The organism is Spirosoma terrae (assembly GCF_010435915.1).
GTDB classification, from domain to species: Bacteria; Bacteroidota; Bacteroidia; order Cytophagales; family Spirosomataceae; genus Spirosoma; species Spirosoma terrae.
Genome location: NZ_JAAFZH010000001.1, coordinates 724,757 through 749,065, shown reverse-complemented (window position 1 = coordinate 749,065; position 24,309 = coordinate 724,757). Strand labels below are relative to the sequence as shown.

The window sequence follows — 24,309 nt, the reverse complement described above, 5'->3', positions numbered from 1 at the left end:
GCGAATTCACCTTGATGATTCGGCCGGGCGGTCCCGGATGAATGATGACAAATAGTAGTTGACGACGTTGTTTTTTTGACCGTTAGGCCGTTACGGATCGCCAAAAATCCTGCAAAATTAGGGGTTTGTATCGGAATGGAAAAAGAGAATTTAAGAAATAGTCTTAATTAGCCGAAAACAAGTCAAAAAAAAACGTAAGCTGCCAACTCCAGAATAGCGCTACTAGCTCAAAACAGCACTTTTCATTCATTTACGCTATATTATTTTATTGTGAAGCGAATTGTCATTTTAGGGAGTGGAGGAGCCGGCAAATCAACATTATCCCGTCAGCTTGGGCACTTATTGAATTTACCCGTCATTCACCTTGACGCCATTTTGTGGCAACCCAGCTGGGTTTTGGTTGATAAGCCAACACAACAATCCCTTCAGCAGCAACTGATCAGCCAATCGGAATGGATTATTGATGTCAACTATGGATCAACCCTACCGATACGTCTGGCCGCATCCGATACGGTTATTTTTCTGGATTATTCACGCTGGGTGTGTGTCTGGCGGGCGGTGAAACGGATCGTTAGTTATTACGGCCGGGTCAGGCCCGACATGGCGGCCGGTTGCCCCGAACACTGGGACTGGCTCTTTATTCGCTGGATTTTATTGTATGCAGAAACACATCGACCAAAGGTATTGGCGGTCATTAATCAGTATCGGGCAGAGCGGCAGGTGTTTATACTGAAAAAACCGTCGGATGCAAAGCACTTTCTACAACAGCTGACTTCCAACCATACCCACCCTGCTTAGGTCACTGAATAAGTATACTTGGAAAGCGCCCTGCCCCCCGGTATTTTTGGCTAACCTGCTTACTCGCCTATGACTCGTCCTTACGTTTATTTAGTTTGTGTACTGTTCGGCTTTCTGACTCTCAGTTGTTCGCAAGATTATCCGGCTACTGCCCCTTACACACCAACCTCCAACCCCAACGACCCCAATACGTCACCTGGACAATTTCCTCGCCCCGAGGCCAAGCGCTTGTATCTGTCTAACGATAAAGTAAAAGTGGGAATCGATCTCAATATGGGGGGTGCCATTACGTATCTCGCCGAAGCGACCAGCTCTCAGAATATGATCAATAACTATGATTTGGGCCGGCAACTACAAACCTCGCTCTATGGCGGCCCATATCCATACTCTGTTAACGGGAAAGATCCGGTTTATGTCTGGCGAAATCTGGGCTGGAATCCAGTACAGGCTGGCGATTATTATAATCATCCTGCCCGTATTATTAGCTACCAGCAAAGCCAGAACAAACTTTACGTAAAGACGGTCCCGCTTATCTGGCCGCTCTTTAATGAATCAGCCGATTGCATCATGGAACATTGGCTCGAACTTCAGGGCAATACGGTACACGTGAAGAGCAGAACTACGGTTCAGCGGGCCGATACGACTCAGTATGATGGACGAACGCAGGAAATGCCATGCGTCTACACAAATGCACCCTGGTATCGGCAGGTAACCTATACCGGCGCTCAGCCATTCACCAACGGCGCTTTAACCGAGCTTTCGGAGCATGACATGATTAGCCATTATACGACCGAAAACTGGTCTGCTCTGCTCAACACCGAAGGGCGGGGCGTTGGCTTATATCAGGCTAATCAGTTTCGGTTCGTAACGCTCGCGTCAGGCTCAGGACAGGTTGGGGGCGAATTCGATATGACGAGTTATTACATGAGCGCGAATGGTTTCATGCAAATTGATCATAATGGTGTTTATGAATTCGATTACACACTGATTGTAGGCTCGCTGGCCGATATTCGGCAGTATGCCTATAGCCAGCCCCGTCCTGCAACTCTTCCTAATTTCCGGTTCACTACCGATCGTCAGGGCTGGTATTACTACAATGTTCATGATAAAGGCTGGCCTATTCAGAATGAGTTAGCGATTCGCTGGCAACGGGTGGATACAACGCGGGCCAATTTCCGGGTCTGTAGCCCCTTTGTCTTCTGGCGTCCTACCGAACTGCCGAAACTCTACGTTCAGGCAGCCTTTACCACAAAAGCTACCACTGCCCGGCTGGTCTGGCGCAAACCCGGCGAGATCGATTTTTACGACGTACCCGAACGCTACGTTGATTTCCCGATTGTTGGCGATGGCCAATTCAGGACCTACGAAATAGCGCTCCAGGGCCGTAACGGCTGGGATGGCATCATTAATCAGATTTGCCTGCTTAACCCGGAAAACAATCTTGAAAAAGGCTCAACCATGCGGCTACGTAGCGTTACAGCCACTCAGCCTTAAAAAAATAATTGGGTAGTTGATTGCCCGAAAACTCCGGTCAACAACTACCCAACTACTCACTCCACTTACTTACGCTAAGAACGGTGTGGCAATAGCCAATACCTGGGCTTTGGTTAGTGGTTCATCAAAAGCTCCGGTAACCTGATCGGTACCAAGGCCTGTTAAATTCACTACGTCTACGCCACCCTGCACCCGAACATCCTCACCGGCATATACAGCGGCTGGTGCGCCCATTGCACCCATAATCCATCCCCGGCTACCACCCAGGTAACGAACTTTAGCTGCGTGCATGGCTTCTACCGAGTGAATTTGAAGAGCCACTGTTAATACATCTGGTGCACTGATCAAATTAGCAGCCTGACCTTTGTAAGCCCGTACACCCGTATCTTCGAATGCCTGAGCCAATGTCATAAAGGTCTTATAGTTAGAAAATACGTCAGGATAAGCGCCTTTGGCGGTAAAGTCAAAGTTTGGCTTAGCAATGGCAGCACCACCCAGGGCTGATTTCAACAGCGCTACGTGTGCGTTTTCGTGTTTGGCGATCTGCTGGAACGTATTCCAACCTTCCATACCGGTGATCAGACCACCTGAGGCTAATCCTTTATTGTAAAATTCAGCTTCAAGGTATTCTAATGTTAGAGCGAAATTAAGCACATCAGCAACCGTGCTGCTTTGCGCATACGCTTTATTCAGGATAGCGCCAAAAGCAACGGGTGCTACGCCTGTCAGCGCTTTTTTAAGGAAGTTATGAAAAACGTGACGACGCGATACATGGTCTAGCCGTTCGTACACGTCAGCATCTACCTTTTCAATTTCATTAAGTATGTTTTGTAGATTCATGGCTATTGATGTTTATGCGCGACGTCCGTTTTTACCATTAAGAATTTCCTGAACATAAGGCCGTACTAGTGTTAGTACTTCTTCGGGCGTACGGGCTTCGCCCAATCCAGAAGCTGCAGCCACGATATCATCGCCCGAGAACGAGGTTGTCTGAGGGCTTACCAGTTCGCTAATAATAGCCGTATGACGTGCTTCTACCGAAACAATCTTACCAGCCAGTACCAAGTAATCAGGCGTAGTGATGTACTTACCAGCACCGTTGTAGGCCGATACACCAATTGCTTCGAAAACACGTGCCGTTCCTAAAACGGATGCGCGGCTGCTGAAATTGATGCTGCTGAAGTTAGGAGTCAGTCCAGGAATAGCAGCACTGCCCAGCGCAGCCTTGAACAATTCGCGGTGCGCGATTTCATGATCACGGATATCCGCTAGGATTGCCCGCTCATAACCGTTGATGCCAGCGTAAGGAGTCAGAAGCACCTGAGTATAGAAGGCTGCCTCCAATTGCTCAAGTGCATAAGCATAGTTTAATACGTTGACATCTTTCGAACCAATATCGCCGAGGTCAATAGCATCGCCAGCGCGAGCAGAGCCAGTGGCTAGTGGTTCAGCAATCTCATTCTTACAGGCACTCAGGGCTACACCAGCAGCTGCCGTAGCACCCAGGTAACGCAAAAATACCCGGCGGCCCAGTGCGGCCGATGCTTTCCCGGTCAGGCCCTGCGGAGCTGCCGTTGGGTCATTTTGTAGTTTTTCCATTGAGAATATTAATCGTTTAGTGGAGTAGTCCCCGATCATCGAGGAACTGCAATAACTACGCGAAAACACCCCAAAAGGATTTGGCTTTTTTGCCCGTATTGAGCTACACGAAGGCTTATTGAGTGAATGGGCAAGAATCGACCGTTCACTAGAGATTTAACCTATAAAAATTCAAAAACAATATCCGTAAAATCCTACAAACCAATTAGACTACTAGACCATTTTTTATCGAATTAATACGCCCGAAATATCCTGAAAACAAAATATCCCGACAACCTTACGCTGTCGGGATATTGATAAGCCAAAAAAGGTTTGATTAACTAAACATTCTGCATCGTGCTTAATCGTCGATAGAAACCCTCGTCAAGCGTCAAAAGCTCGTCGTGCCGCCCCCGTTCAACAATACGTCCCTGATTCACGACGAGAATTTCATCGGCATGCTGGATCGTACTCAAGCGGTGGGCAATTACTAACGTAGTGCGGTTAGCCATCAACCGTGTCAGGGCCTCCTGCACTAATTTTTCTGATTCTGTATCGAGCGCAGACGTCGCTTCGTCCAATATCAATATCGGCGGATTTTTAAGAATAGCCCTGGCAATACTAATCCGTTGTCGCTGACCGCCTGATAACTTGCCCCCCCGATCACCAATAATGGTCTGATACCCATCGGGCTGAGCCATAATAAAGTCGTGGGCATTCGCAATCCGGGCGGCTTCCATTACATCGGATTCTGTAGCGGAACTACCAAAGGCAATGTTATTAAAAATGGTATCGTTGAACAGAATGCTCTCCTGCGTTACAATACCCATCTGGGCACGTAACGACTCCATAGTGCAGTCGCGCAAATCGACACCGTCGATCAGAATTTGTCCGGCGGTAGGATCATAGAATCGCGGAATCAAATCCGCAATGGTCGATTTTCCGCCACCCGACGAGCCAACCAGGGCAATCGTCTTTCCTTTTGGCAGCTCGAAACTTATGTCGCGTAGCACCGGCGTATCGGCATTATAGGCAAACGATACGTTCCTGACCGATAGTTGCTTTTGAAAACCAGCCAGCGACGTAGCGCCGGGTTTGTCCTGAACCGCCGGTGTCGTATCGATCAGTTCCAATACGCGCTCACCCGAGGCCAGCCCACGCTGCGATCCGCTAAACGCATTGGATATATCTTTGGCCGGGCGCGTAACCTGCGAGAAAATAGCGATATAGGAAATGAATTCGGCGGCTGTCAGATCCGATTGCCCGCTCAGCACCAGCGAACCACCGTACAACAGAATACCTGCTACAACGGCTACGCCCATCACTTCCGAAAAGGGCGAGGCCAGTTCGCGCCGATTGGCCAGTGAGCGTACGGCGTTCCGATACCCTTCGTTCTCGCGCCGAAACTTGTCCAGAATAAACCCTTCGGCCACAAACCCTTTCACCACGCGCATACCGCCAAATGTTTCGTCCAGCAAACTCACCACAGCACTCAACCGCAGTTGGCCTTCCTGTGCGTCGCGTTTCATTCTACGAACCAGCGTCGCAATAAACCCACCCGAAATGGGAATGACGATGATCGCAAATAGTGTTAGTTTTACCGAAATGCTGAGCAGGGCAATAATGTAGCCAATCAGCAAAAATACTTCCTTCGAGGCCGCCGATAACGTATTGGCAATTGAGTTTTCTACTTCCTGTACATCCGTCGTAATCCGGGAGATCAGGTTTCCCTTCCGCTCATTCGAAAAGAAACCCAGGTGTAACCGTAAGGTCCGGCTAAATACGGTTTCGCGTAGTGTAGCCACCATCCGGGCTTTGAATGACTCCAGCTGCCGAATCGATAGGTACTTAAACAAATTGCTTAGCAGGACTGAGAGAATGATAACGCCACAAACAAACTGCAATGTCCCGATTTTGCCGTATTCCTGAAATACCTGCGCGAAGTAATAATTAAAGACTTTGGTTGGCGACGTAGCGATGGTTGCCAAAGACGGTGCAGGCTGACTCAGAAACTTCGCCACCTGCTTTGCATCTACCTGATTGAAGAGTATACTCAGCAGGGGAATAAGCAACGTAAAATTCAACACACCAAACACGCTGGCTACCAGAGACGTCAAAACGAATGGCGTCAGAAACCTGCCCAGCGGTTTAGCAAATGAGAGTAATCGTAAGTATGTTTTCATTGGTATTGCAAAGATACCGCCGGAACCGGGATTAAACAGATTCCAGGATTACTCTGATTTTAGCAGCAAGCCAATCGTACTACTACAAGAACCACGTGCAGAAGCGTCTATCAGATCCTTTTTCCATCTATCAACTCCTTATACAACTTCCAGTACTCCCCAGCCACACTAGCCCAGCTAAAACCAGCCGCCCGGCGCCGTAACCGTTCCTGACGTAACGGATTCTGAGCAAAATCGTGCAGGCCATCATGAACGATTTTAGCCATATTCTCCGGGTCAAAGCTGTCAAAATAATACGCTTCTTTACCGCCAACCTCCGGCAAACTGGTCAGATTTGAGATAAATACTGGTTTGCCGAATGTCATCGCTTCTGCTACGGGTAAGCCGAAACCTTCTGACAAAGAGGGGAACAAAAAGGCATCACAATTAGCATAGAGCCACAGTTTGGTTTCTTCATCAACAGCGCCGGGCATGATAAGCCGGTCGGCAATCCCTAATTTCTGGGCCTGATCCCGAACATGCTGTGCATAGGTATGCCGGTCTGGCCCAGCCAGCACCAGTCGATAATCAGGGAACGCTTCGAGTAGTGGTAAAAGCGTGTGGACATTCTTTTTGGGGTGAATAACACCGACAAACAGAAAAAAGGGCGCATCGCTTCCAGTCAAAAAGGCCGGTTCAGGTGCATCAGCCGCTACGTCCTGCTCGCTAACTGCCACCCCCGTATAAACGACTTCTAACGGCAACGTTTCAGGAATACGTAAGTGCTCCCGAACTACCGACGCCGTATAGGCCGATCCTGCCGTAAGTAACGTAGCACGATTGATCTTTCGCTGTAGCCGGGCTAATTTACGGGCCTTCTTCTCTGCCGAATAATCACTACGTTCCAGAAAGTTCAGATCGTAGATCGTTAAAATTAAGGTAGAACGTAGCGGCAAGTAGACTGAATCCTGATGCAGACAGTGCCAGAGATCGTATTGACCAGGAATCCACAGCTTTCGTTGCCACGATGCCTCTATATACTGTACCGAATCGCCAAAAATGCCCGTTTTCCCTTTGGGGACCAGAAATGTTAACTCCCATGAATCGGGACGTTGACGAACAAGCTCATGGCTCAGGTGCAGACAAACCTGACCCAGACCACTATTCAGATCACGCATTCGTTCGGCATCGATAAAGACAGAAGGCATTACAAATCGATTCAATAAAAAATGAGAAAGCCCAAAATTAATCAGACAATCAGGATAATCCGATGAATCGCCGTTCAAGACTATCTTTGCACCATGACTTTACAGAATGATTTATTACTGCGCACCGCACGGGGCGAACTAACCGAGCGCGTTCCCGTCTGGATGATGCGGCAGGCAGGCCGTGTTCTGCCCCAATACAGAGCTGTTCGTGAGCAGGCAGGCAGTTTTATTACGTTGGCCAAAACGCCCGAACTGGCCGCTGAAGTAACAATTCAGCCAGTAGATGCCTTCGATGTGGATGCGGCCATTATCTTTTCTGATATTCTGGTTATTCCAGAAGCCATGGGCCTTCCCTACGAGATGATCGAAAGTCGTGGCCCCGTATTTCCGGAAACGGTACGTAACATGGCCGACCTGAGTCGTCTTCGTGTTGCAGACGCGGAAAGCGATCTGGGCTACGTACTGGATGCTATCAAATTGACCAAGAAAGAGTTGAATGGGCGCGTACCGCTGATTGGTTTTGCCGGAGCCCCGTTCACTATTTTTTGCTACATGACCGAAGGGAAAGGCTCAAAAACGTTTTCGGTAGCTAAGAAACTACTCTATACTGATCCCGATTTCGCTCATGCGCTGCTGCAGCAAATCACTGACAGCACCATTGCCTATTTACAGGCACAAATTCGGGCTGGCGCCGATCTGGTACAGATTTTTGATTCCTGGGCCGGGATTCTTTCCCCCGAACAGTATCGGACATTCTCGCTACCGTATATAAAACAAATCTGTGATTTAATTGCCGGAACTGTTCCCGTGACAGTGTTTGCGAAAGGGGCCTTTTTTGCGCGTCAGGAAATTGGTCAATTAAATTGCGACGTAGTAGGCTTAGACTGGAACATGGACCCGCACGAATCGCGGGAACTCATTCCCGACCGAGTCCTGCAAGGTAATTTAGACCCTTGCGTGTTGTACGCCGATTTTGCGCAAATTCGGGCCGAGGCCAAACAAATGCTGAATGCGTTCGGCCATCAGCATTACATCGCCAATCTGGGTCACGGTATTTATCCTGATACCGATCCCGACAAAGCGCGGTGCTTTGTTGATGCCATCAAGGAGATGTAAAAACGCCAATTTCAGCAACTCTCTTAAACAGACATTCCATGTCTTGAAGACATGGAATGTCTAACTGACTAAACTTATAAACTCTCTTTGGCTTCTTCTTTCAACTGAGTCTTATCGATAGGCACTACGCCCACCGATTCGCAAACCAGTCCACCACCCAGATTCGATAAACCCGCTATAATGCTGGGCGATTGTTTCAGCGCCACGCAGCAGGCGGCAATACTAACGACCGTATCGCCCGCTCCCGATACGTCGGCAATGGTCCGAACATGAGCGGGTAGTTTATGCTTCTCGCCGTTGAAATCAATAAAAACACCACGTTCCGACAGCGTAATGAGTGCTCCTTTAATATTGAGCTGATCTTTTAGCTGGTCAACAGCGGCTTCAAATTCGACCGGCTTATCAACATCGAAATCCAGTTTAAGCCCTTCGCGCAGTTCTTTAAGGTTGGGTTTGAACAGCGTCGTGTTCTGGTAGGAGAGGAAATTACGTTTCTTCGGATCGACAACGGTTGGAATTCCCTTTTCGTTGGCGAAATCGGTAATCTCGGCAATGGCTTCTGCGCTTAACACGCCTTTGTCGTAGTCCTCAAAAATAATGACGTGGCAGGTCGGGATTAGTTCTTTTGCTTTAGTGATGAGCTGCGTCCGTTCAGTGGCGGTGATGTACTTATCCGTTTCGGTATCAACCCGCACAACCTGCTGCGAACCGGCAATGATCCGCTCTTTAATAGTCGTGACCCGATCGTTGCTCCGAATCAATCCATCACAGTTCAACCCACGCTCACCCAATTCCCCGACCAATTTATCGCCGGGTTCGTCGGTTCCGATAACCGAACAAATAATTGCTTCGGCCCCCAGCGCCTGTACATTCAACAGTACATTTCCGGCTCCCCCAAGCCGCAGCTCCCGATGATTAACAGTAACGACGGGTACGGGTGCCTCCGGAGAAATCCGTTCAACACGCCCCCAGACGTAGGAGTCGAGCATTACGTCGCCAATGATCAGGACGCGTAATTTGTCGAATTGATCGAACAATTCGTCAATGGTCATATCCAAAACTGGATTCATAGGGGCAATACAACTTGATTAAGAATGCAAAGAAACAGAAAGACGCGTCGATTTCCGAACTGGCATAAAAGGTTCTAGGCAGTGGTCGGGCGTTGATGTATGTGCAGGATTGCGTATTTTGCGGGCCTAAAATTAAACCCTTCTTCCATGTACTTTCTTGGCTTCGATCTGGGTAGCTCGTCCGTTAAAGCTTGTTTAGTTAATGCCGATAGTGGTGCGGCTGTTGCCTCTGTCTTCTTTCCTGAGACCGAAATGGCTATCGAAGCTCCTCAAACGGGTTTCGCCGAACAACAACCCGACAATTGGTGGAAAAACGCCTGTCTGGCCAGCAAAGCTGTTTTAGCCAAAGCCAACGTCAAGCCTGATGAGGTAAAAGCTATTGGTATTTCCTATCAGATGCACGGCCTGGTGGTTGTTGACAAAGACTTTAATGTGCTACGTCCTTCCATTATCTGGTGCGATAGCCGGGCCGTTCCGTTTGGGAACCGGGCTTTCGACGATCTTGGCCATGACCGCACGTTACACCATCTACTTAATTCGCCGGGCAATTTCACGGCGGCTAAGCTTGCCTGGGTAAAAGCCAATGAGCCAGACATTTACGCGCAGGTGTATAAATTTATGCTGCCCGGTGATTACCTGGCCGCCCGTATGACAGGTGACATTGTTACGACGGCTTCGGGTCTGTCAGAGGGGGCTTTCTGGGATTTCCAGGCCAATCAGCCTGCCCAGTTTTTACTCGACTATTTCGGTTTCAATCCAGATCTGATTGCGACAATAAAACCAACTTTCGCTCCACAGGGCGAACTGATGGCATCAGCTGCCGCAGAGCTGGGCCTATCAGCGGGCACTCCCGTTACGTATCGCGCTGGTGATCAGCCAAACAACGCGTTATCGCTGAATGTACTGGAGCCGGGTCAGATTGCGGCTACGGCTGGTACGTCGGGCGTGGTGTATGGTGTAAGCGATCAGGCGAATTATGATCCACAATCGCGGGTTAATACGTTCCTGCACGTGAGCCACACAGCCGAAAATCCACGGTACGGTGTATTGATGTGCGTTAATGGCACGGGAATTCTGAATAGCTGGCTTCGAAATCAGGTTCTGCAACGTTCTATCGGCTACGACGCGATGAACGCGCTGGCTCACGAAGCGCCCGTCGGAGCTGATGGCCTTACGTGTTTGCCTTTCGGAAACGGCGCAGAACGCATTCTTGAAAATGCCGATTTAGGCGCTTCATTTCATGGGCTGCAATTAACGCGTCATGGCCTGCCGCATTTCATTCGGGCCGCTCAGGAAGGGATTGTCTTTGCGTTCTACTACGGTATCCAGATTATGGAAAGTGTTGGCGTTGGCCTGCAAACTATCCGGGCGGGCGAAGCGAATATGTTTTTGAGTCCGCTTTTCCGCGATACGCTTGCAAATCTGACCGGAGCCGCCATTGAATTATACAATACGGATGGAGCGCAGGGCGCTGCTCGCGGTGCTGGTTTGGGACTAGGCTACTACAAGACGCCCGCCGAAGCCTTTGCTGGCCTGAATGTTGTTCGCACCATTGAGCCAGACATGCGCGCTCAGGAAGCATACCGGAACGCCTACGAACGCTGGCTGAACATCCTGAATCGTAACTAGCTGAGTTTGTATGCATCCTGTACTCGCTAAACTCAACTACAAGGCACAGCCTGAGATAGCGGTTATTAATGCGCCCGACGAATTTCTGGCTGTAGTTGATACGGTGCGCCTACTGGCAACCATCGTTACCGATCCTCAGCAGATTCAGTTGGGCACCTTTGTTATCGCTTTCGTAAAAAATCAGGCAGAACTTGATACGGTAAGTCATGCTTTAGCACAGCGTACAAAAGGAGATAGTATCCTATGGATCGCTTACCCCAAGGGTTCATCCAGAAAATACACCTGTGACTTCAATCGGGATACCGGCTGGGCTATACTGGGCGAACTGGGCTTCGAGGGCGTTCGGATGGTGGCTATTGACGAGGACTGGAGCGCGTTACGTTTCCGACGGGTTGAATACATCAAAAAAATGACCCGTCAATCCAACCGCGCCATGACAGAATCGGGAAAGCAGAAAACGGCAAAATAGTGTGCTCGTTACGTTGACAATGACGTTAAAACGGAGGAACTTACTTCTTTATTAACTGACCTTGTTTCCTACTCAAAACGGCGATGAAAACGATACATTACCTTGCTTTATTGGCACTATTGCTAACCGGATGCTCCCGAAATGTTCAGGTTGTTACGTTACGTGGCAACAACGTTAAACCAACCAGCGAAGGCCTTGTGCTGGATAATGATACGCTGACGTTACGGTATAAATTTGCCAGCGAGCGCGGAAAAATGCAGTTGATTGTCATCAATAAATTAAACCAGCCCCTCTACGTTGACTGGAAACGTTCATCGCTGATAGTGGGCGAAGAAAAAATTGATTATTGGTATGATGTGTCAACGGTTCAGCTAACTACCTCCGATTATCAGTTTAGGCGGTATGCGATTGGCTCGGTTGCCGGAACCATATCGAAAGAAGATCAGATCAGTTTCATTCCACCCCAGACCAAGGTAGAGAAGCAGCAATTTTTAGTTCTTCCAAGCGGTTCATTGCGTTTGCCTGGCACGCCAGACGTTACTCAGGAAAAACCCAAGTGGAATCCAGAGCGTAAAAAGCCAATCGATATCAATACGTTTACTTATGGCGATGAGAAATCTCCGCTGACCTTCCGTAATTATCTGACTCTGTCTACGGATAAGGATTTCAAAAACGAATTCCATATCGACACCAAATTCTGGGCGTCCGATGTGAAGGTAATGCCTTATAATCAGCTTATATCGGGGCCGGTACGTCAGTATGACGGTAGCTATTCCTATGCACCCATCTTCGACAAGCCAGACGCATTCTTCGTGCCTCTTCCCGTTCAATAAATAGACCTATTACCGCTTACCCATCAACAGTTGATATAGTCCCAGGGTCTACAGACCTTTGGGACTATAATTTTGTCTAAACCTAACAAACATGTCTTCTACAAAACTAACTCTCGGCGAAAAAACGTATTTCCCCTTTCTAGATAAACCGGTTCAATTTGAAGGCCGGGAATCAGACAATCCGCTTGCTTTTAAATTCTACGATGCCAACCGGCCAATTCTGGGCACGCCCATGAAGGATCTTTTCCGGTTTGCGACTGCCTACTGGCATACCTTCTGCGGCACTGGCGCAGACCCCTTCGGTCCTGGTGTTAAACATTTCCCCTGGGATGCAAACAACGATCCGCTCGCTGCGGCCCACGATAAAATGGATGCCGCCTTTGAGTTCATCACTAAAATTGGCATGGAATACTATTGCTTCCATGATGTCGACGTAGCGCCAGAAGGCAACTCAAACGCTGAGTTTGAGAAAAATTTTCGCACCATTGTCGATTATGCCAAGCAGAAGCAGGCGGCATCCGGCGTTAAACTTCTTTGGGGTACAGCCAACCTGTTCTCACACGAGCGTTACATGAATGGGGCGGCTACCAATCCAGATTTCCACGTACTGGCTCATGGTGGATGGCAGGTAAAGAATGCTATCGATGCAACTATTGAGCTAGGTGGGCGGGGCTATACGTTCTGGGGTGGTCGGGAAGGCTATATGTCTTTGTTGAACACCAACATGAAACGGGAACAGGAACATCTGGGCAAGTTTCTGCAAATCAGCCGCGACTACGCTCGTAAGCAGGGCTTCAAAGGATCGTTCTATATTGAACCCAAGCCGATGGAGCCAACCAAACATCAGTATGATTTCGATGCCGCTACGGTGGTAGGCTTTCTGAATCGATTTGGCTTACAGGATGATTTTGAGCTGAATATTGAAACTAACCACGCTACGTTGGCCAACCACACCTTTGCCCATGAACTGCAGGTAGCCGCCGACCATAACATGCTTGGCTCGATCGATGCTAACCGGGGCGACTATCAGAATGGCTGGGATACGGACCAGTTTCCGGTGGATGTATATGAACTAACCGAAGCCATGCTGGTCATTCTGGAAGCGGGGGGACTCAAATCGGGCGGAGTAAACTTTGATGCCAAAACCCGCAGAAACTCAACGGACCTGGAAGATATCTTTATCGCACACATTGGCGGCATGGACACCTTTGCCCGAGCAGCCATTGCAGCCGAGGCAATAATAGGTAAATCGAAATACAAAGCGTTACGTTCCGATCGCTATTCGAGTTACGACAGTGGCGAAGGTGCCCGCTTCGAAAAAGGCGAACTAACGCTAGACGATCTGCGTGAGTACGCCATGAACAACGGAGAGCCTAAGCAGCTTAGCGGCAAACAGGAACTCTACGAAATGATTGTTAATCAGTACATTTAACCACCATTACGCCCTAAAAGAACTAATCTTTTAGGGCGTTTCTATAAACCAGATAAACCCTTGAAAACTTTTTTACTCTTCATCAGCGTAGCGTACAGCTCTGCGCTTTTTGCCCAGAATGCCGAAGAAACCGCCATTAAAACGACTGTAAATACGTTGTTTCAGGCGATGCAAAAAGCAGATTCGACCATGCTCAAACCCTTGTTTAACCCAGGTGCTCGCTTACAAACTGTCATTAATAAGCAAGGCGACGTAACGGTTCGGGACGAGGCCATTGCTGGATTTATTAATTCTATTGGTAAAGCAAAAGCCGGAACACTGGATGAGCGGCTGTCGGGTATAGACATTAAAATGGACGGCGACCTGGCAACGGCCTGGACCCCATACGTCTTTTATTTTCAGGACAAAAAAAGTCATTGTGGCGTGAATGCCTTTACATTGGTAAAAATTGGAGGCAGTTGGAAAATCCAGACTATTATCGACACGCGCCGGAAAGAGAACTGTCCGGACTTACCGAAGCAATAATTAGTCGCCCTGCCACCTAGGTGCGCGCTTTTCAAGAAAAGCAGCCATACCCTCTTTAGCATCGGGCATTTGCTGAAGCTGTTGAAACTGATCGTGTAAATAAGCCTGCTGTTCGCTCAACGGCAGGCCTTTTAATTGCTGGAAGGCTCGCAGGCCAAATTGCATGGCTGTTGGCGAAAATTGTTTTAGTTCATCTGCCAGCAACGTAACAGCCTGATCCAATTCATTGGTTGGCACTACGTTGGTAACTAACCCAAGACGTTGGGCGTCCGGAGCCGTAAGCGTTTGTGCCCGAAGGCATAAATCAAGGGCTGTCCTGGCAGGCATACTATCAAGCAATACCGCCAACACCTGAAATGGAAACAAACCGCGCTTAACTTCGGGGAGCGAGAACGTAGCGGTATCGGCAGACACTACGTAGGTACTTCCTCCCGCCAACAGAAATCCGCCGGCATATACTGGCCCCTGCACTTTAGCGATACAGGGTTTATTCAGGTTGGCCATCAACTCTCCCAGTCGGACAGGTTTTGACGGTTCAGGCACGGTACTTGATGCGGTATCACCCGACGCTAAACTTTTCAGGTCCATTCCAGCGCAGAATGTATCCCCGGCTGCTTCCAGCACAACGATCCAAACCTCCTTGGCATAGTGGGCATACGTTAGGGCAAAAGCCAGTTCGTTAAGCATGGGCCTGTTGAGGGCATTTTTCTTTTCGGGCCGATTGAGCCGGATGGTGAAAACATGATCGGCAAACGACGTAGCAATATATTGAAATGTAGAACTAAGAGTCAGTAATTGAGCGGTTTGACTGGCCGTGTATAACATAAAAAAGAAAGAAAATACCGTTTAAAAACATTCAATAGATGCGTATACGACAAAGTAACAACCTGTAGTTATGAGAGCAAACACAACCATTTTCTCGCATTATCTTCATGAAAACGTTTACGCTTATAGCTCTTGTTCTCTGGAGTGCCTGCGCTTCCTATGCAACCCATTTGCTTAGCGGCCATATTCAGGTTAAACCTGAAGCTTCCAGGCCATTAACCTATGAAATACGACTTATTGTTTATCTCGACGAAATCAGGGGGGCAGCCGCATCCAATGCCATGACTAGCGTAACCCTATGCCTCGGCGACGGTCAAACCCGAGAAGTATTCCGGGAGAGTAGACGATTGCTAAATGGTAACTCAATCAGTTACAATAGTTTCCGCATTAACCATACATACAGCGGACCCGGAACATATACGATAAGTACCTCATTAATCAATCGTTCCCCCGTATTAAATAGTTCTAACGCTGAGGTACCGCTTTCTCTTTCGACTACATTTTTAGTGAATTCGGCCCTCAATCAAACTCCGGATTTGTCAATCCTACTTCCATCAACCGGATTCACGATTGCGAATAAACAACGAGTTGTATTTGCCCTGCAAGCCAACGATCCTGATAGCGACAGCCTGGTATACCTATTGGCTAAACCACAGACCGCCCAGGCCAATAACCTTTGTTCCATTCGCCAAATACCAGGCTATCAATATCCTAATGACTTCTCTCGGCAGGGTACTTTCAAACTGAATAGTAGAACCGGCGAGTTAATCTGGGATACCCCAACTCAACAAGGCCCGTTTAGCGTCGCCATCACCGTTTCCGAATACAGAAACGGGATACTTTTGAGCCAGACCTCCGAAGAAATTACGTTAATTGTTATTGATAAGCCAGTTACACCCGACAGTTTACCACCATACGAACCAGCTACAGAAGGCGGCTTAGTTACGGATCTGCCCGATTATCGCGATGAGTCCATCTCTTTTACTACGTTCCCGAATCCAGTAGATGATCGTTTACAGGTAGTTATTCAAACGACCAAACCGAGTCTGGTTGTCACCCAATTACTGGCTATAAATGGCCGTGAATTGTATCAACTGGCCACGGGCAAAACAGCTCAAAAACATGAACAGACCATCAGTATGAGTAGCCTGGCGCCGGGAGTCTATTTGCTAAAAGCTACTATTGACGGCCAATCGACAGTCAGAAAAATAGTAAAACGATAGTTATACCAGCTGTTTCCAGGTTCCTTTTATCCAGTTGTATTTGAGCGTACTAGGCAGTGCTTTCCACCAGTATTTATTGACTTCTACAGCAAAGGATGGCTGCATGTAACAGTTGATAGCACAACCTTCACAACCCGGCAAGCGCCCTTCCAATGCTACCAGTTTCTGAACATCATCCGATCGATACAGTTCATAGAGTTGACCATCAATAGCAAAGTCTTTTAAACCCAAATGATAACAGGGAAGCACTAGTTTGTTTTCCGGCGAAATAACAATTGTGGTACTACCCGCCCGACAAACCGGGTTGCCAACATGATTGCCTCCATCCCGTCGTAACTGAACAAATGCATCATTCAGATATACATTTTTCTGTTTGCCCCACCACGACATCTGACGTAGTGCATCCTCCGAAAAACGATCGCCCGTTTCGACCGAATTGTAGTCAAATACTGGATTCAGGATCAGCACCAGGTCGTTAGGCAAACAAATTTCCTCGTGCAGTTGCCGTATCTGCTGTACGTTATGGTCAAAAACGGTAAACAGGATATCAGGACGCTCGCCCAGATTTCGGGCAATAGCAATCGATTCTATAACCTTATCGAAACATCGTACCCCACGCGAACGGTCATGCTCCTCTGCGATGGGCGAATCGAGCGAAAAGTGCAGCATGTCGACCAGACCACGTAGCGTTTCCGCCTGTTTGGGATAGAGTAAGGCGTTGGTCGTAACGGTTGTAATGAAACCCAGCTGTTTCGCTTCCCGAAGGAGGTCAGGAAGCTGGCGATGAAGCAGCGGTTCGCCACCCGTGAAATCAATAACCCGAACGCCCAGTTTTTTTAAGTCTCGTAGATTTTGACGGGCGTTTTCCAACGTAACGTACGGAGAGGGCCGCTCCCAGATGTCGCAAAAACTACAACTCGCATTGCAGCGATACGTTACGTAGTAGTTGCATAAAACGGGGTGAGAGACAAGACGCATAGGCATAGGACGTGGGCTGAAGGGCATAAAGCAGCGAGTAGTTCTACTCCATGCCCTTCAGCCCCGTAACCTATACTATTCAAGCATTCGAAACAGATTCGTCAGTTTATCCTTCAGATCTTTCCGGTCAACAATAAAATCCAGAAAGCCATGCTCCAGCACGAATTCGGCGCTTTGGAATCCTTTGGGCAGGTCTTTACCAATAGTTTCCCGAATGACACGAGGACCAGCAAAACCGATTAACGAATCAGGCTCAGCAATATTAAAATCACCCAGCATGGCGTAGGACGCGGTTACGCCCCCCGTTGTTGGATCGGTCAATAACGATACGTATGGCAATTTAGCTTCGGATAAAAGAGCCAGTTTAGCCGACGTTTTGGCCATCTGCATCAGCGAAAAACCAGCTTCCATCATTCGGGCACCCCCAGACCGCGAAATCATCAGGAATGGAGTTTTGTTTTTTATCGCATAGTCAATAGCACGGGCTATTTTTTCCCCAACCACAGACCCCATTGAGCCTCCGATGAAATTGAAATCCATAACAGCCATTGTTACGATTCGACCATTCAACGGGCCATAAGCCGTACGAACAGCATCTCTCAGGCCGGTCTTAGCCATCGTCGATTTGATCCGATCGGGATAGGCTTTTGTGTCAACGAAATTCAGCGGATCGCCAGAAATCATGCTGGCATCGAGTTCAGCGAACTCGTTATCATCAAAAAGGATTGAGAAATACGCTTCAGAGCCTATTTTCTCGTGGTAGTTACAATGAACACAGGTATACGCATTGAGTTTATGCTCACGCGTGTGCATTATTTTCTTGCAATTTGGGCATTGATACCACAGGCCGTCGGGAGCTTCCCGCTTCATTTCGGTCGGGGTTTGAATACCCTTATCTTTTCGGACGAACCAAGACATAGTCTAAGTTTACAGTTGAAACCCACCTAAAAGCAGGTTGTTGTTAATTGACGCCAATCTGGAACGCAAAGATAAGCAGAGCAACGGCCAATTCCCTTATCTACAGGGTGAGATAATACGTTCGGCGGGCAGGTTCAAACTTTTCAATAGCGTAACGCAGGGCTGTACGGGGCATTTGGCGAATATTATCGTGTAAAAATTCTTCAAGTGCCTCAATATTTCGTTTACCTATTTCTCGCAACATCCAGCCAATTGCCTTATGGATTAAGTCATGTTTGTGCGATAACAACAAGTCGGCAATAGCGAATGTATCCCCAAATTGGCCTTTCCGGATAAAAGCCAGTGTTGATACGATAGCGATTCGCTGGCTCCATAAATGATCTTCCTGCGCAAGATCAATCAATACAGACCGATCATTGTGAAGCAGATAATTACCAACAAGATAGGGACACGTGACATCGACCAGATCCCAGTTATTGACGTAACGTCGATTGGCCAGATAACGATCCATTAGAAAGCTTTGCTGGCTTAAACTGGCTTTTTTTGACTGATATACCCATATCAACAAACCAGTCATTCGGCACTCATGAAATGATTCCTGCAATAGCTTTTCTACTTCTTCAGCTGGTAATGACCGAAATTGTTTTGCAATTATGTGTTGCTGTGGCATAGAAATGCCTAAAAACTGATCCCCTTCGCCATATTCACCAGGTTTTGTTTTAAAAAACCAGGCAGATACTTTCGCTCGCTCAGGGTTTGCCAGTAGCATCAGCTCATTTTTGACATCAGTACAAGTCACAATATAGTCCAGAGAAGTGCATTCAATAGAAAAAGGGCTTCAAACAGAAGCCCTTTTTCTATTGAGAACTAATAAATTACTCGTTCAGTTTTGAACGAACAAATTCATTTTCCGATAACATAGGCATCGGAAAGAGTACCGTTTTGTTCCGTTCAAATGTTGGACGTTCGAGATCAGAAGCCGAATACTGCCCTTTGACAAATGCCTCTATACTCCGTCGGATTAGCTCCGCGTCATCATAACGTTCTTCTTCATCCAGAACCAACGTACCACCATCGTCGTTTTGAGTTGGCTTAAACCCAGGTAATGGTTCGGGCCGAACAATGGTTGTTCCATTAAGTCCGGTTGGTGTCAGTTGTTTTCCATCAACTTTAGCCGTTATACCTACTGGCTGGAGAATAGGTTCTTCTTTTTCTGGCTCCTTAGTTACCGGTTCTTCTATCGCAACAACGGGCTCCTCGTCAACAAACTCAACAGGTTCAACTATTTCGTCGACGATTGGCTCGGATTTATCAACTGATTTAGCCCCAGCACCAAGCGTGTCCAGCAACGCATTGGTTCCATCAAAGCCAGCGGCAATAATAGTTACCCGTAAGCTCTCGCCAAGATTTTTATCAGTTATGGCTCCGAACTTAAACATCCGGGCTTCAGTCTGAATTTTTTCGGCTACATGTGCCGAGATTGCCATTTGCTCTTTCAGCTTCATGGCATGTTCTTTACTAGACGAAATAGTTAACAGAATTCGCTTAGCACCACGAATATCGTGGTCATTGAGCAGTGGCGAGTTTAGCGCTGCTTCGATGGCTTTTAACGCCCGATCTTCACCGCCGGCTTCGGCAGAACCCATCACGGATTGTCCAGCACCTTCAAGGACTTTTTTAACGTCGGCAAAGTCGGCGTTTATATCTCCCTGCGTGGTAATGATCTCAGCAATACTTTTTACCGCATTTGCCAATACATCATCGGCATGCGCGTAGGCCTCTGTCCAGGGCAACTCGCTATAGAGTTCGGCCAGTTTATCATTGAGAACGACCAGAACGGTATCGCAACTTTTCTTTAATCGCTCAATACCTTCCCGCGCCTGTTCTTTTTTATCGGTTCCCTCAAAGTAGTAAGGAGCTGTTACGACGGCTACTGTTAACAGACCCATTTCGCGAGCTACTTCAGCAACAACTGGCGCAGCACCAGTTCCTGTACCGCCCCCCATACCGGCGGTGATAAACACCATCTTTGTTGGGGGAGCTAACAGATTCCGAATTTCTTCAATGCTGGCACGAGCCGCATCTTCACCTGCCTTTGCCTCCGTTCCTGCTCCGAGTCCATCACCTAATTGTAATTTAGTCGGCACAGGATTGCTCATGAGCGCCTGCCGATCCGTATTACAAATGGCGAAGTTCACATCCTTCATCTCCAGGTTGAACATGTGCTTAACAGCATTGCCGCCCATACCGCCAACACCAACAACTTTTATGATTGTTGGATTGTCGTCTGGTACTTCGAATCTATAGCCCTGACTCAGCATTTTATTCGATGGTATCTTTTTGTGTAATAAAAACTGCCTATATACGATTAAACCGGCTTGGTTGCCGGTTACCCACAAGTGGGTTAATAAGGATCGGTTTCGCTACCCCGAACAGGCTGCAAAGCATCCTTGAGCCAACTCAACCAACCTTTTTTAGGAGGCTCTACCTGCGTCTTATCCTGCCCGCTCTGTATAGGCTGAGAAGGCGAAGGATATGTACGAATGGGGGGTTGCGTTACAACTTCTTCATTATAGCTAATCCGTGTGGGATCACTAATGAAAGAAATTCGATCATCTATTGTTTTATAACCAGCCCAAACTAGCCCCACTGCCGTTGCATAGGCAGGATCGGCAACTAGATCAGCGCGTCCGTTGGGTTCTAGATTCTCGGGATAACCTACTTTAGCTTCTGTTCCTGTTACCCGACTAAAGATATGTTCCAGTCCGGGAACGAGGGCTGTTCCTCCAGTGAGTACAATACCAGCCAGCAGCTTACCTTCATAGCCAGCCCGAATAACCTCCGCCTGAACCAAAGCAGCAATTTCGCGCAGTCGATCTTCCATAATCACGGCTACATTTTTCAGTAGGACATCTTTGGGTTTACGGTTACCTAAACCAGGCACCGCCACGACTTCGTTGATATTATATTCACCAGGGTCAGCATTGCCAAAACGCTTCTTCAGCTGTTCTGCCTGATCGGGCATGATTTTACAACCGGCCTGGATATCGGATGTCAGGCTATTACCAGCCCAGGGAAATACTGCTACGTGACGTAACACGCCCCGGTAATAGATGGCCAGCTCAGTAGTTCCACCGCCGATGTCGACCAGCGCAACCCCCGCATCCTTTTCTTCCTCGGTCAATACAGCAAGCCCCGATGCCAGGGATGACAGCATCATCGTTTCCTGCTGTAAGTTATTGCGAATAATACACTTACGTACATTTCTTGCAGCATTAGCCTGGGCAGTAATCAACTGAAAATCAGCCCCTAACTTAACACCGTTCCGACCGACAGGCTGATTAACATTCGTTTCGCCGTCAACCACAAAATCCATTGGTAATACGTGGATAATTTCCTTGTCGGCAGGGATCGATGTACGATACATATCGCTCAGAAGATGATCGATATCTTCAATCTGAATCTCATCACCAGACGACGAACGGGTAATGCTCCCACTCGATTTAACAGACAGTACATGCGACCCGCTGAAATTCACATTTACCAGATGAATATTCAGATTCGACTGATTCGATGCCTCTGATACGGCTCTACGAATAGCGCTTACCGTATTATTGACATTGACCACTGATCCTTTTGCCACTCCATCGTTCAGTTGGGTTTCGCCTACCCCCAGAACTTCCAGTGTTTCAAGATCTTTGTTGTTACGCATTACCCGGCCTGCAACTGCGCACACTTTCGTGCTACCAATGTCCAGACCTACTACAATTTTGTCGCCAATGCTTGTCGTCGTCATTCGCACACGATTTGATTTCGATATTGAACATTCACCCGGCTGTATCGGTCCCAACCTTTTGCCGGTAGAATATTCGTATAAAACAATTTCAGTTTCCTCAATTTGGCTTCCACATCTGTTGGCAATCCAAACTCAATTTTGTGGTTACCTATCTGCGGCCACATTGTAACCTCTCCCTCCTCATCTACCGATAACTCCACAATCTGAGCCCGCCAAAACGGATCGTCATAAACCTGTTTTAACAACTCAAGCAGTGGCCGGTTACGATCACTCGTCAATGATCTATTTTTGGCAAAATAACTGCCGGTCAATATTGGAACACGAGCGGAATAGTTCATTGAAATAGGGAAAAACCTCCCTTCTTCACTAACGTATTTCCCTGATACAGCCCGTACTTGCTCTCCCGGTGTCATCAACCGTGCAATTGGCCGAGGTTGTTCAACCCTGACGATTAGGTCGCCTGTCAGGTCACGAAAAACCTGACTTTTTTTAACCAGTCCGTGCTGTTGGAGCCGTTCTTCCAATTGATGAAAGTCAACCTCTTGATAGTTTTTACCTATCACAGGATCAGCTCCTCCATTTGTTAAATAACCCGTTACGTCCCGACGTGTTAAAAAAGAATGCCCATCAATTTGGTCAATATGAACAACAACTGATCGAACATGCTTTTGCCCATGCCGGATTTCGGTAAAAGCGATGAGACTAAACAATCCCAAAAGCCCACCAATTGCGACGAACCACTTCTTGCTTGATTTAAAGGTAGAAAACATCTGTGTATAAGCTAGGTCATCATTCAGATATTTTTATCTATTGGTCTTTTAAGACACTTTTAAGAGCTGGCAATAATTGGTCGATGTCACCTGCTCCGATCGTAACCAGTAGTTTCGGTTTCTTTTCTCGCACAACGTCGAGTACCGCTTCTTTGGTGCTTTGTTGTTTCTTTTTAGATCGAATAGCCTGAAAAATCAAGTCAGAAGATACTCCCTCAATGGGTAATTCACGCGCGGGATAAATATCTAATAAAATAACCTGATCGGCCAGCGATAAACTGTCGGCAAATCCTTCGGCAAAATCACGCGTTCTAGTGAACAAATGGGGCTGAAATATTGCCGTCAGTTCACGATCAGGATATAGTGCTTTAACGGATGACAAAAAGGCTTTTACTTCTTCAGGATGATGGGCATAATCGTCAATCAGCACAGCATCGTCTGTTTTAAGAATGTACTCGAACCGCCGACGTACACCTTTATAGGTATTGAGCGCATCTCGAATGGCAGTAGGCGAAACACCTAACGTCAAAGCGACAGCACTGGCAGCAACCGCATTTTCAACGTTATGAAACCCCGGAACAATCAACTGAATAGCAGGGATAGTACCTTCAGGATAGACTAGATCAAAAACAAATGTCGCGTTTTCGACTTTCAGGTTCTGACTATAGTAATCCCCCTCATTAAGTGAGTATTGCTCAACGATTGCTTTTGTTTTATCAGCCAATGACAATCCCTTTTTCATGAAAAGGGTTCCTCCTTCTTCTATTTGGCTAACGAACTTCCCGAATGAATCAAGAACAGCATCGTGCGCGCCATAAATATCCAAATGATCAGCATCCGTCGACGTAACGATAGCCAGATTTGGAAAAAGTGTTAAGAAAGATCGGTCAAACTCATCGGCTTCTACGACGCACACTACGGATCGGAGATCGTCAGAAGGGTCATTCAATAAAAAGTTAGTTCCATAATTATTGGTTATGCCTCCCAGAAAGGCGGCACAATTGACTCCGGCATGGCGAAGAATATGAGCAACCATCGACGAAGTGGTCGTTTTACCATGAGTTCCTGCAACCCCAACGGTTTTCATTTGCCCGGCCAGTAACCCTAATACCTGGGATCGTTTTTGTAAGGTAAAGCCGTTTTCTGTCAGGTATATGTACTCCTGGTGCGTTTTGGGAACCGCCGGTGTATATATGACCAATGTCTGATCTCGGTTTTCCCGGAAGGTTTCAGGAATCTGCGCTACGTCTTCCAGAAAATGAATAGTCATTCCCTCTTCCTGTAAGGCTGTTGTCAGCGCAGTAGGTGTTTTATCGTATCCCGCTACGTCATAACCATTAACGCGGAACCAACGAGCCAGGGCACTCATACCGATGCCACCGATGCCGAGAAAATAAATGTATTTAAATTGATCTAAGGTCATTATTAGCATAAGGAAGTCAAGTGCAAAGAGGTTAACAGGACCATACTAATCGGTGCTGTCGG

The 24,309-nt window shown here is 47.6% G+C and carries 22 protein-coding genes; 9 read left to right on the top strand and 13 right to left on the bottom strand.

Translation table 11 applies throughout. From position 1 onward, the window contains the following. The first annotated feature begins 270 nt into the window (after positions 1-270). Entirely contained in the window at positions 271-798 is a 528-nt protein-coding gene (locus GK108_RS03235) for a DNA topology modulation protein (protein ID WP_163942637.1), read from the top strand. Between the two features lie 69 nt (positions 799-867). Then, a complete protein-coding gene (locus GK108_RS03230) occupies positions 868-2,292 on the top strand; it encodes a hypothetical protein (protein WP_163942635.1) in 1,425 nt (474 codons plus the stop codon). 69 nt (positions 2,293-2,361) lie between these two features. Here the strand turns inward: GK108_RS03230 and GK108_RS03225 are convergent, their stop codons facing one another. The 4 genes from GK108_RS03225 to GK108_RS03210 form a co-directional block, all read right to left on the bottom strand. Further along, positions 2,362-3,132, bottom strand: coding sequence for a ferritin-like domain-containing protein (locus tag GK108_RS03225; RefSeq protein ID WP_163942632.1), 771 nt, complete (start codon positions 3,130-3,132; stop codon positions 2,362-2,364). Between the two features lie 12 nt (positions 3,133-3,144). Further along, complete coding sequence (locus GK108_RS03220) at positions 3,145-3,891, bottom strand: ferritin-like domain-containing protein (RefSeq protein WP_163942629.1); 747 nt, start codon at positions 3,889-3,891, stop codon at positions 3,145-3,147. A 320-nt stretch (positions 3,892-4,211) separates the two neighbouring features. Next, complete coding sequence (locus GK108_RS03215; RefSeq protein ID WP_163942626.1) at positions 4,212-6,053, bottom strand: ABC transporter ATP-binding protein; 1,842 nt, start codon at positions 6,051-6,053, stop codon at positions 4,212-4,214. A gap of 110 nt (positions 6,054-6,163) precedes the next feature. Beyond that, the gene (locus GK108_RS03210) at positions 6,164-7,240 is read right to left on the bottom strand and encodes a glycosyltransferase family 4 protein (RefSeq protein WP_163942623.1); all 1,077 of its coding nucleotides are present in this window, start codon (positions 7,238-7,240) and stop codon (positions 6,164-6,166) included. A 93-nt stretch (positions 7,241-7,333) separates the two neighbouring features. On the opposite strand from GK108_RS03210, the gene hemE reads away from it, so the two are divergent. Next, positions 7,334-8,356, top strand: a complete 1,023-nt coding sequence (gene hemE / locus GK108_RS03205) for a uroporphyrinogen decarboxylase (RefSeq protein ID WP_163942619.1) — start codon at positions 7,334-7,336, stop codon at positions 8,354-8,356. Positions 8,357-8,430: 74 nt separating this feature from the next. On the opposite strand, the gene GK108_RS03200 is transcribed toward hemE, so the two are convergent. Next, positions 8,431-9,426 carry a bifunctional heptose 7-phosphate kinase/heptose 1-phosphate adenyltransferase gene (locus tag GK108_RS03200; RefSeq protein WP_163942617.1) on the bottom strand — a complete coding sequence of 332 codons (996 nt, stop codon included), beginning with the start codon at positions 9,424-9,426 and terminating at the stop codon, positions 8,431-8,433. 147 nt (positions 9,427-9,573) lie between these two features. On the opposite strand from GK108_RS03200, the gene GK108_RS03195 reads away from it, so the two are divergent. The 5 genes from GK108_RS03195 (at position 9,574) to GK108_RS03175 (ending at position 14,314) form a co-directional block, all read left to right on the top strand. Further along, positions 9,574-11,055 carry a xylulokinase gene (locus GK108_RS03195; protein ID WP_163942613.1) on the top strand — a complete coding sequence of 494 codons (1,482 nt, stop codon included), beginning with the start codon at positions 9,574-9,576 and terminating at the stop codon, positions 11,053-11,055. Positions 11,056-11,065: 10 nt separating this feature from the next. Further along, positions 11,066-11,524: a hypothetical protein gene (locus tag GK108_RS03190; protein ID WP_163942609.1), complete on the top strand. Its 459-nt coding sequence runs from the start codon at positions 11,066-11,068 to the stop codon at positions 11,522-11,524. Between the two features lie 83 nt (positions 11,525-11,607). After that, entirely contained in the window at positions 11,608-12,357 is a 750-nt protein-coding gene (locus tag GK108_RS03185) for a hypothetical protein (RefSeq protein ID WP_163942607.1), read from the top strand. Positions 12,358-12,448: 91 nt separating this feature from the next. Further along, positions 12,449-13,789 (top strand): xylose isomerase, encoded by a 1,341-nt coding sequence (gene xylA, locus GK108_RS03180; RefSeq protein WP_163942601.1) that lies wholly within the window; start codon positions 12,449-12,451, stop codon positions 13,787-13,789. A gap of 60 nt (positions 13,790-13,849) precedes the next feature. Next, positions 13,850-14,314 (top strand): nuclear transport factor 2 family protein, encoded by a 465-nt coding sequence (locus GK108_RS03175; protein ID WP_163942598.1) that lies wholly within the window; start codon positions 13,850-13,852, stop codon positions 14,312-14,314. On the opposite strand, the gene GK108_RS03170 is transcribed toward GK108_RS03175, so the two are convergent. Then, the gene (locus tag GK108_RS03170) at positions 14,315-15,139 is read right to left on the bottom strand and encodes an enoyl-CoA hydratase/isomerase family protein (protein WP_163942596.1); all 825 of its coding nucleotides are present in this window, start codon (positions 15,137-15,139) and stop codon (positions 14,315-14,317) included. It lies immediately after the preceding gene. A gap of 107 nt (positions 15,140-15,246) precedes the next feature. Between GK108_RS03170 and GK108_RS03165 the strand changes: the two genes are divergently transcribed. Next, a complete protein-coding gene (locus GK108_RS03165; protein ID WP_163942593.1) occupies positions 15,247-16,362 on the top strand; it encodes a T9SS type A sorting domain-containing protein in 1,116 nt (371 codons plus the stop codon). On the opposite strand, the gene GK108_RS03160 is transcribed toward GK108_RS03165, so the two are convergent. From GK108_RS03160 to murC, 7 genes are all read right to left on the bottom strand, one after another. Next, complete coding sequence (locus GK108_RS03160) at positions 16,363-17,340, bottom strand: radical SAM protein (protein WP_163942590.1); 978 nt, start codon at positions 17,338-17,340, stop codon at positions 16,363-16,365. Between the two features lie 75 nt (positions 17,341-17,415). Further along, complete coding sequence (gene accD, locus GK108_RS03155) at positions 17,416-18,258, bottom strand: acetyl-CoA carboxylase, carboxyltransferase subunit beta (protein ID WP_163942587.1); 843 nt, start codon at positions 18,256-18,258, stop codon at positions 17,416-17,418. A gap of 100 nt (positions 18,259-18,358) precedes the next feature. Next, complete coding sequence (locus GK108_RS03150; protein ID WP_317166478.1) at positions 18,359-19,057, bottom strand: DNA alkylation repair protein; 699 nt, start codon at positions 19,055-19,057, stop codon at positions 18,359-18,361. A 76-nt stretch (positions 19,058-19,133) separates the two neighbouring features. Further along, positions 19,134-20,579, bottom strand: a complete 1,446-nt coding sequence (gene ftsZ / locus GK108_RS03145; protein WP_163942584.1) for a cell division protein FtsZ — start codon at positions 20,577-20,579, stop codon at positions 19,134-19,136. Between the two features lie 83 nt (positions 20,580-20,662). After that, the gene (gene ftsA, locus GK108_RS03140) at positions 20,663-22,054 is read right to left on the bottom strand and encodes a cell division protein FtsA (RefSeq protein WP_212592703.1); all 1,392 of its coding nucleotides are present in this window, start codon (positions 22,052-22,054) and stop codon (positions 20,663-20,665) included. Next, positions 22,051-22,824, bottom strand: coding sequence for a cell division protein FtsQ/DivIB (locus GK108_RS03135; RefSeq protein WP_163942581.1), 774 nt, complete (start codon positions 22,822-22,824; stop codon positions 22,051-22,053). The genes ftsA and GK108_RS03135 overlap by 4 nt, the downstream gene beginning before the upstream one ends. A gap of 37 nt (positions 22,825-22,861) precedes the next feature. After that, positions 22,862-24,247 (bottom strand): UDP-N-acetylmuramate--L-alanine ligase, encoded by a 1,386-nt coding sequence (gene murC / locus GK108_RS03130; protein WP_163942577.1) that lies wholly within the window; start codon positions 24,245-24,247, stop codon positions 22,862-22,864. Positions 24,248-24,309 lie beyond the last annotated feature (62 nt).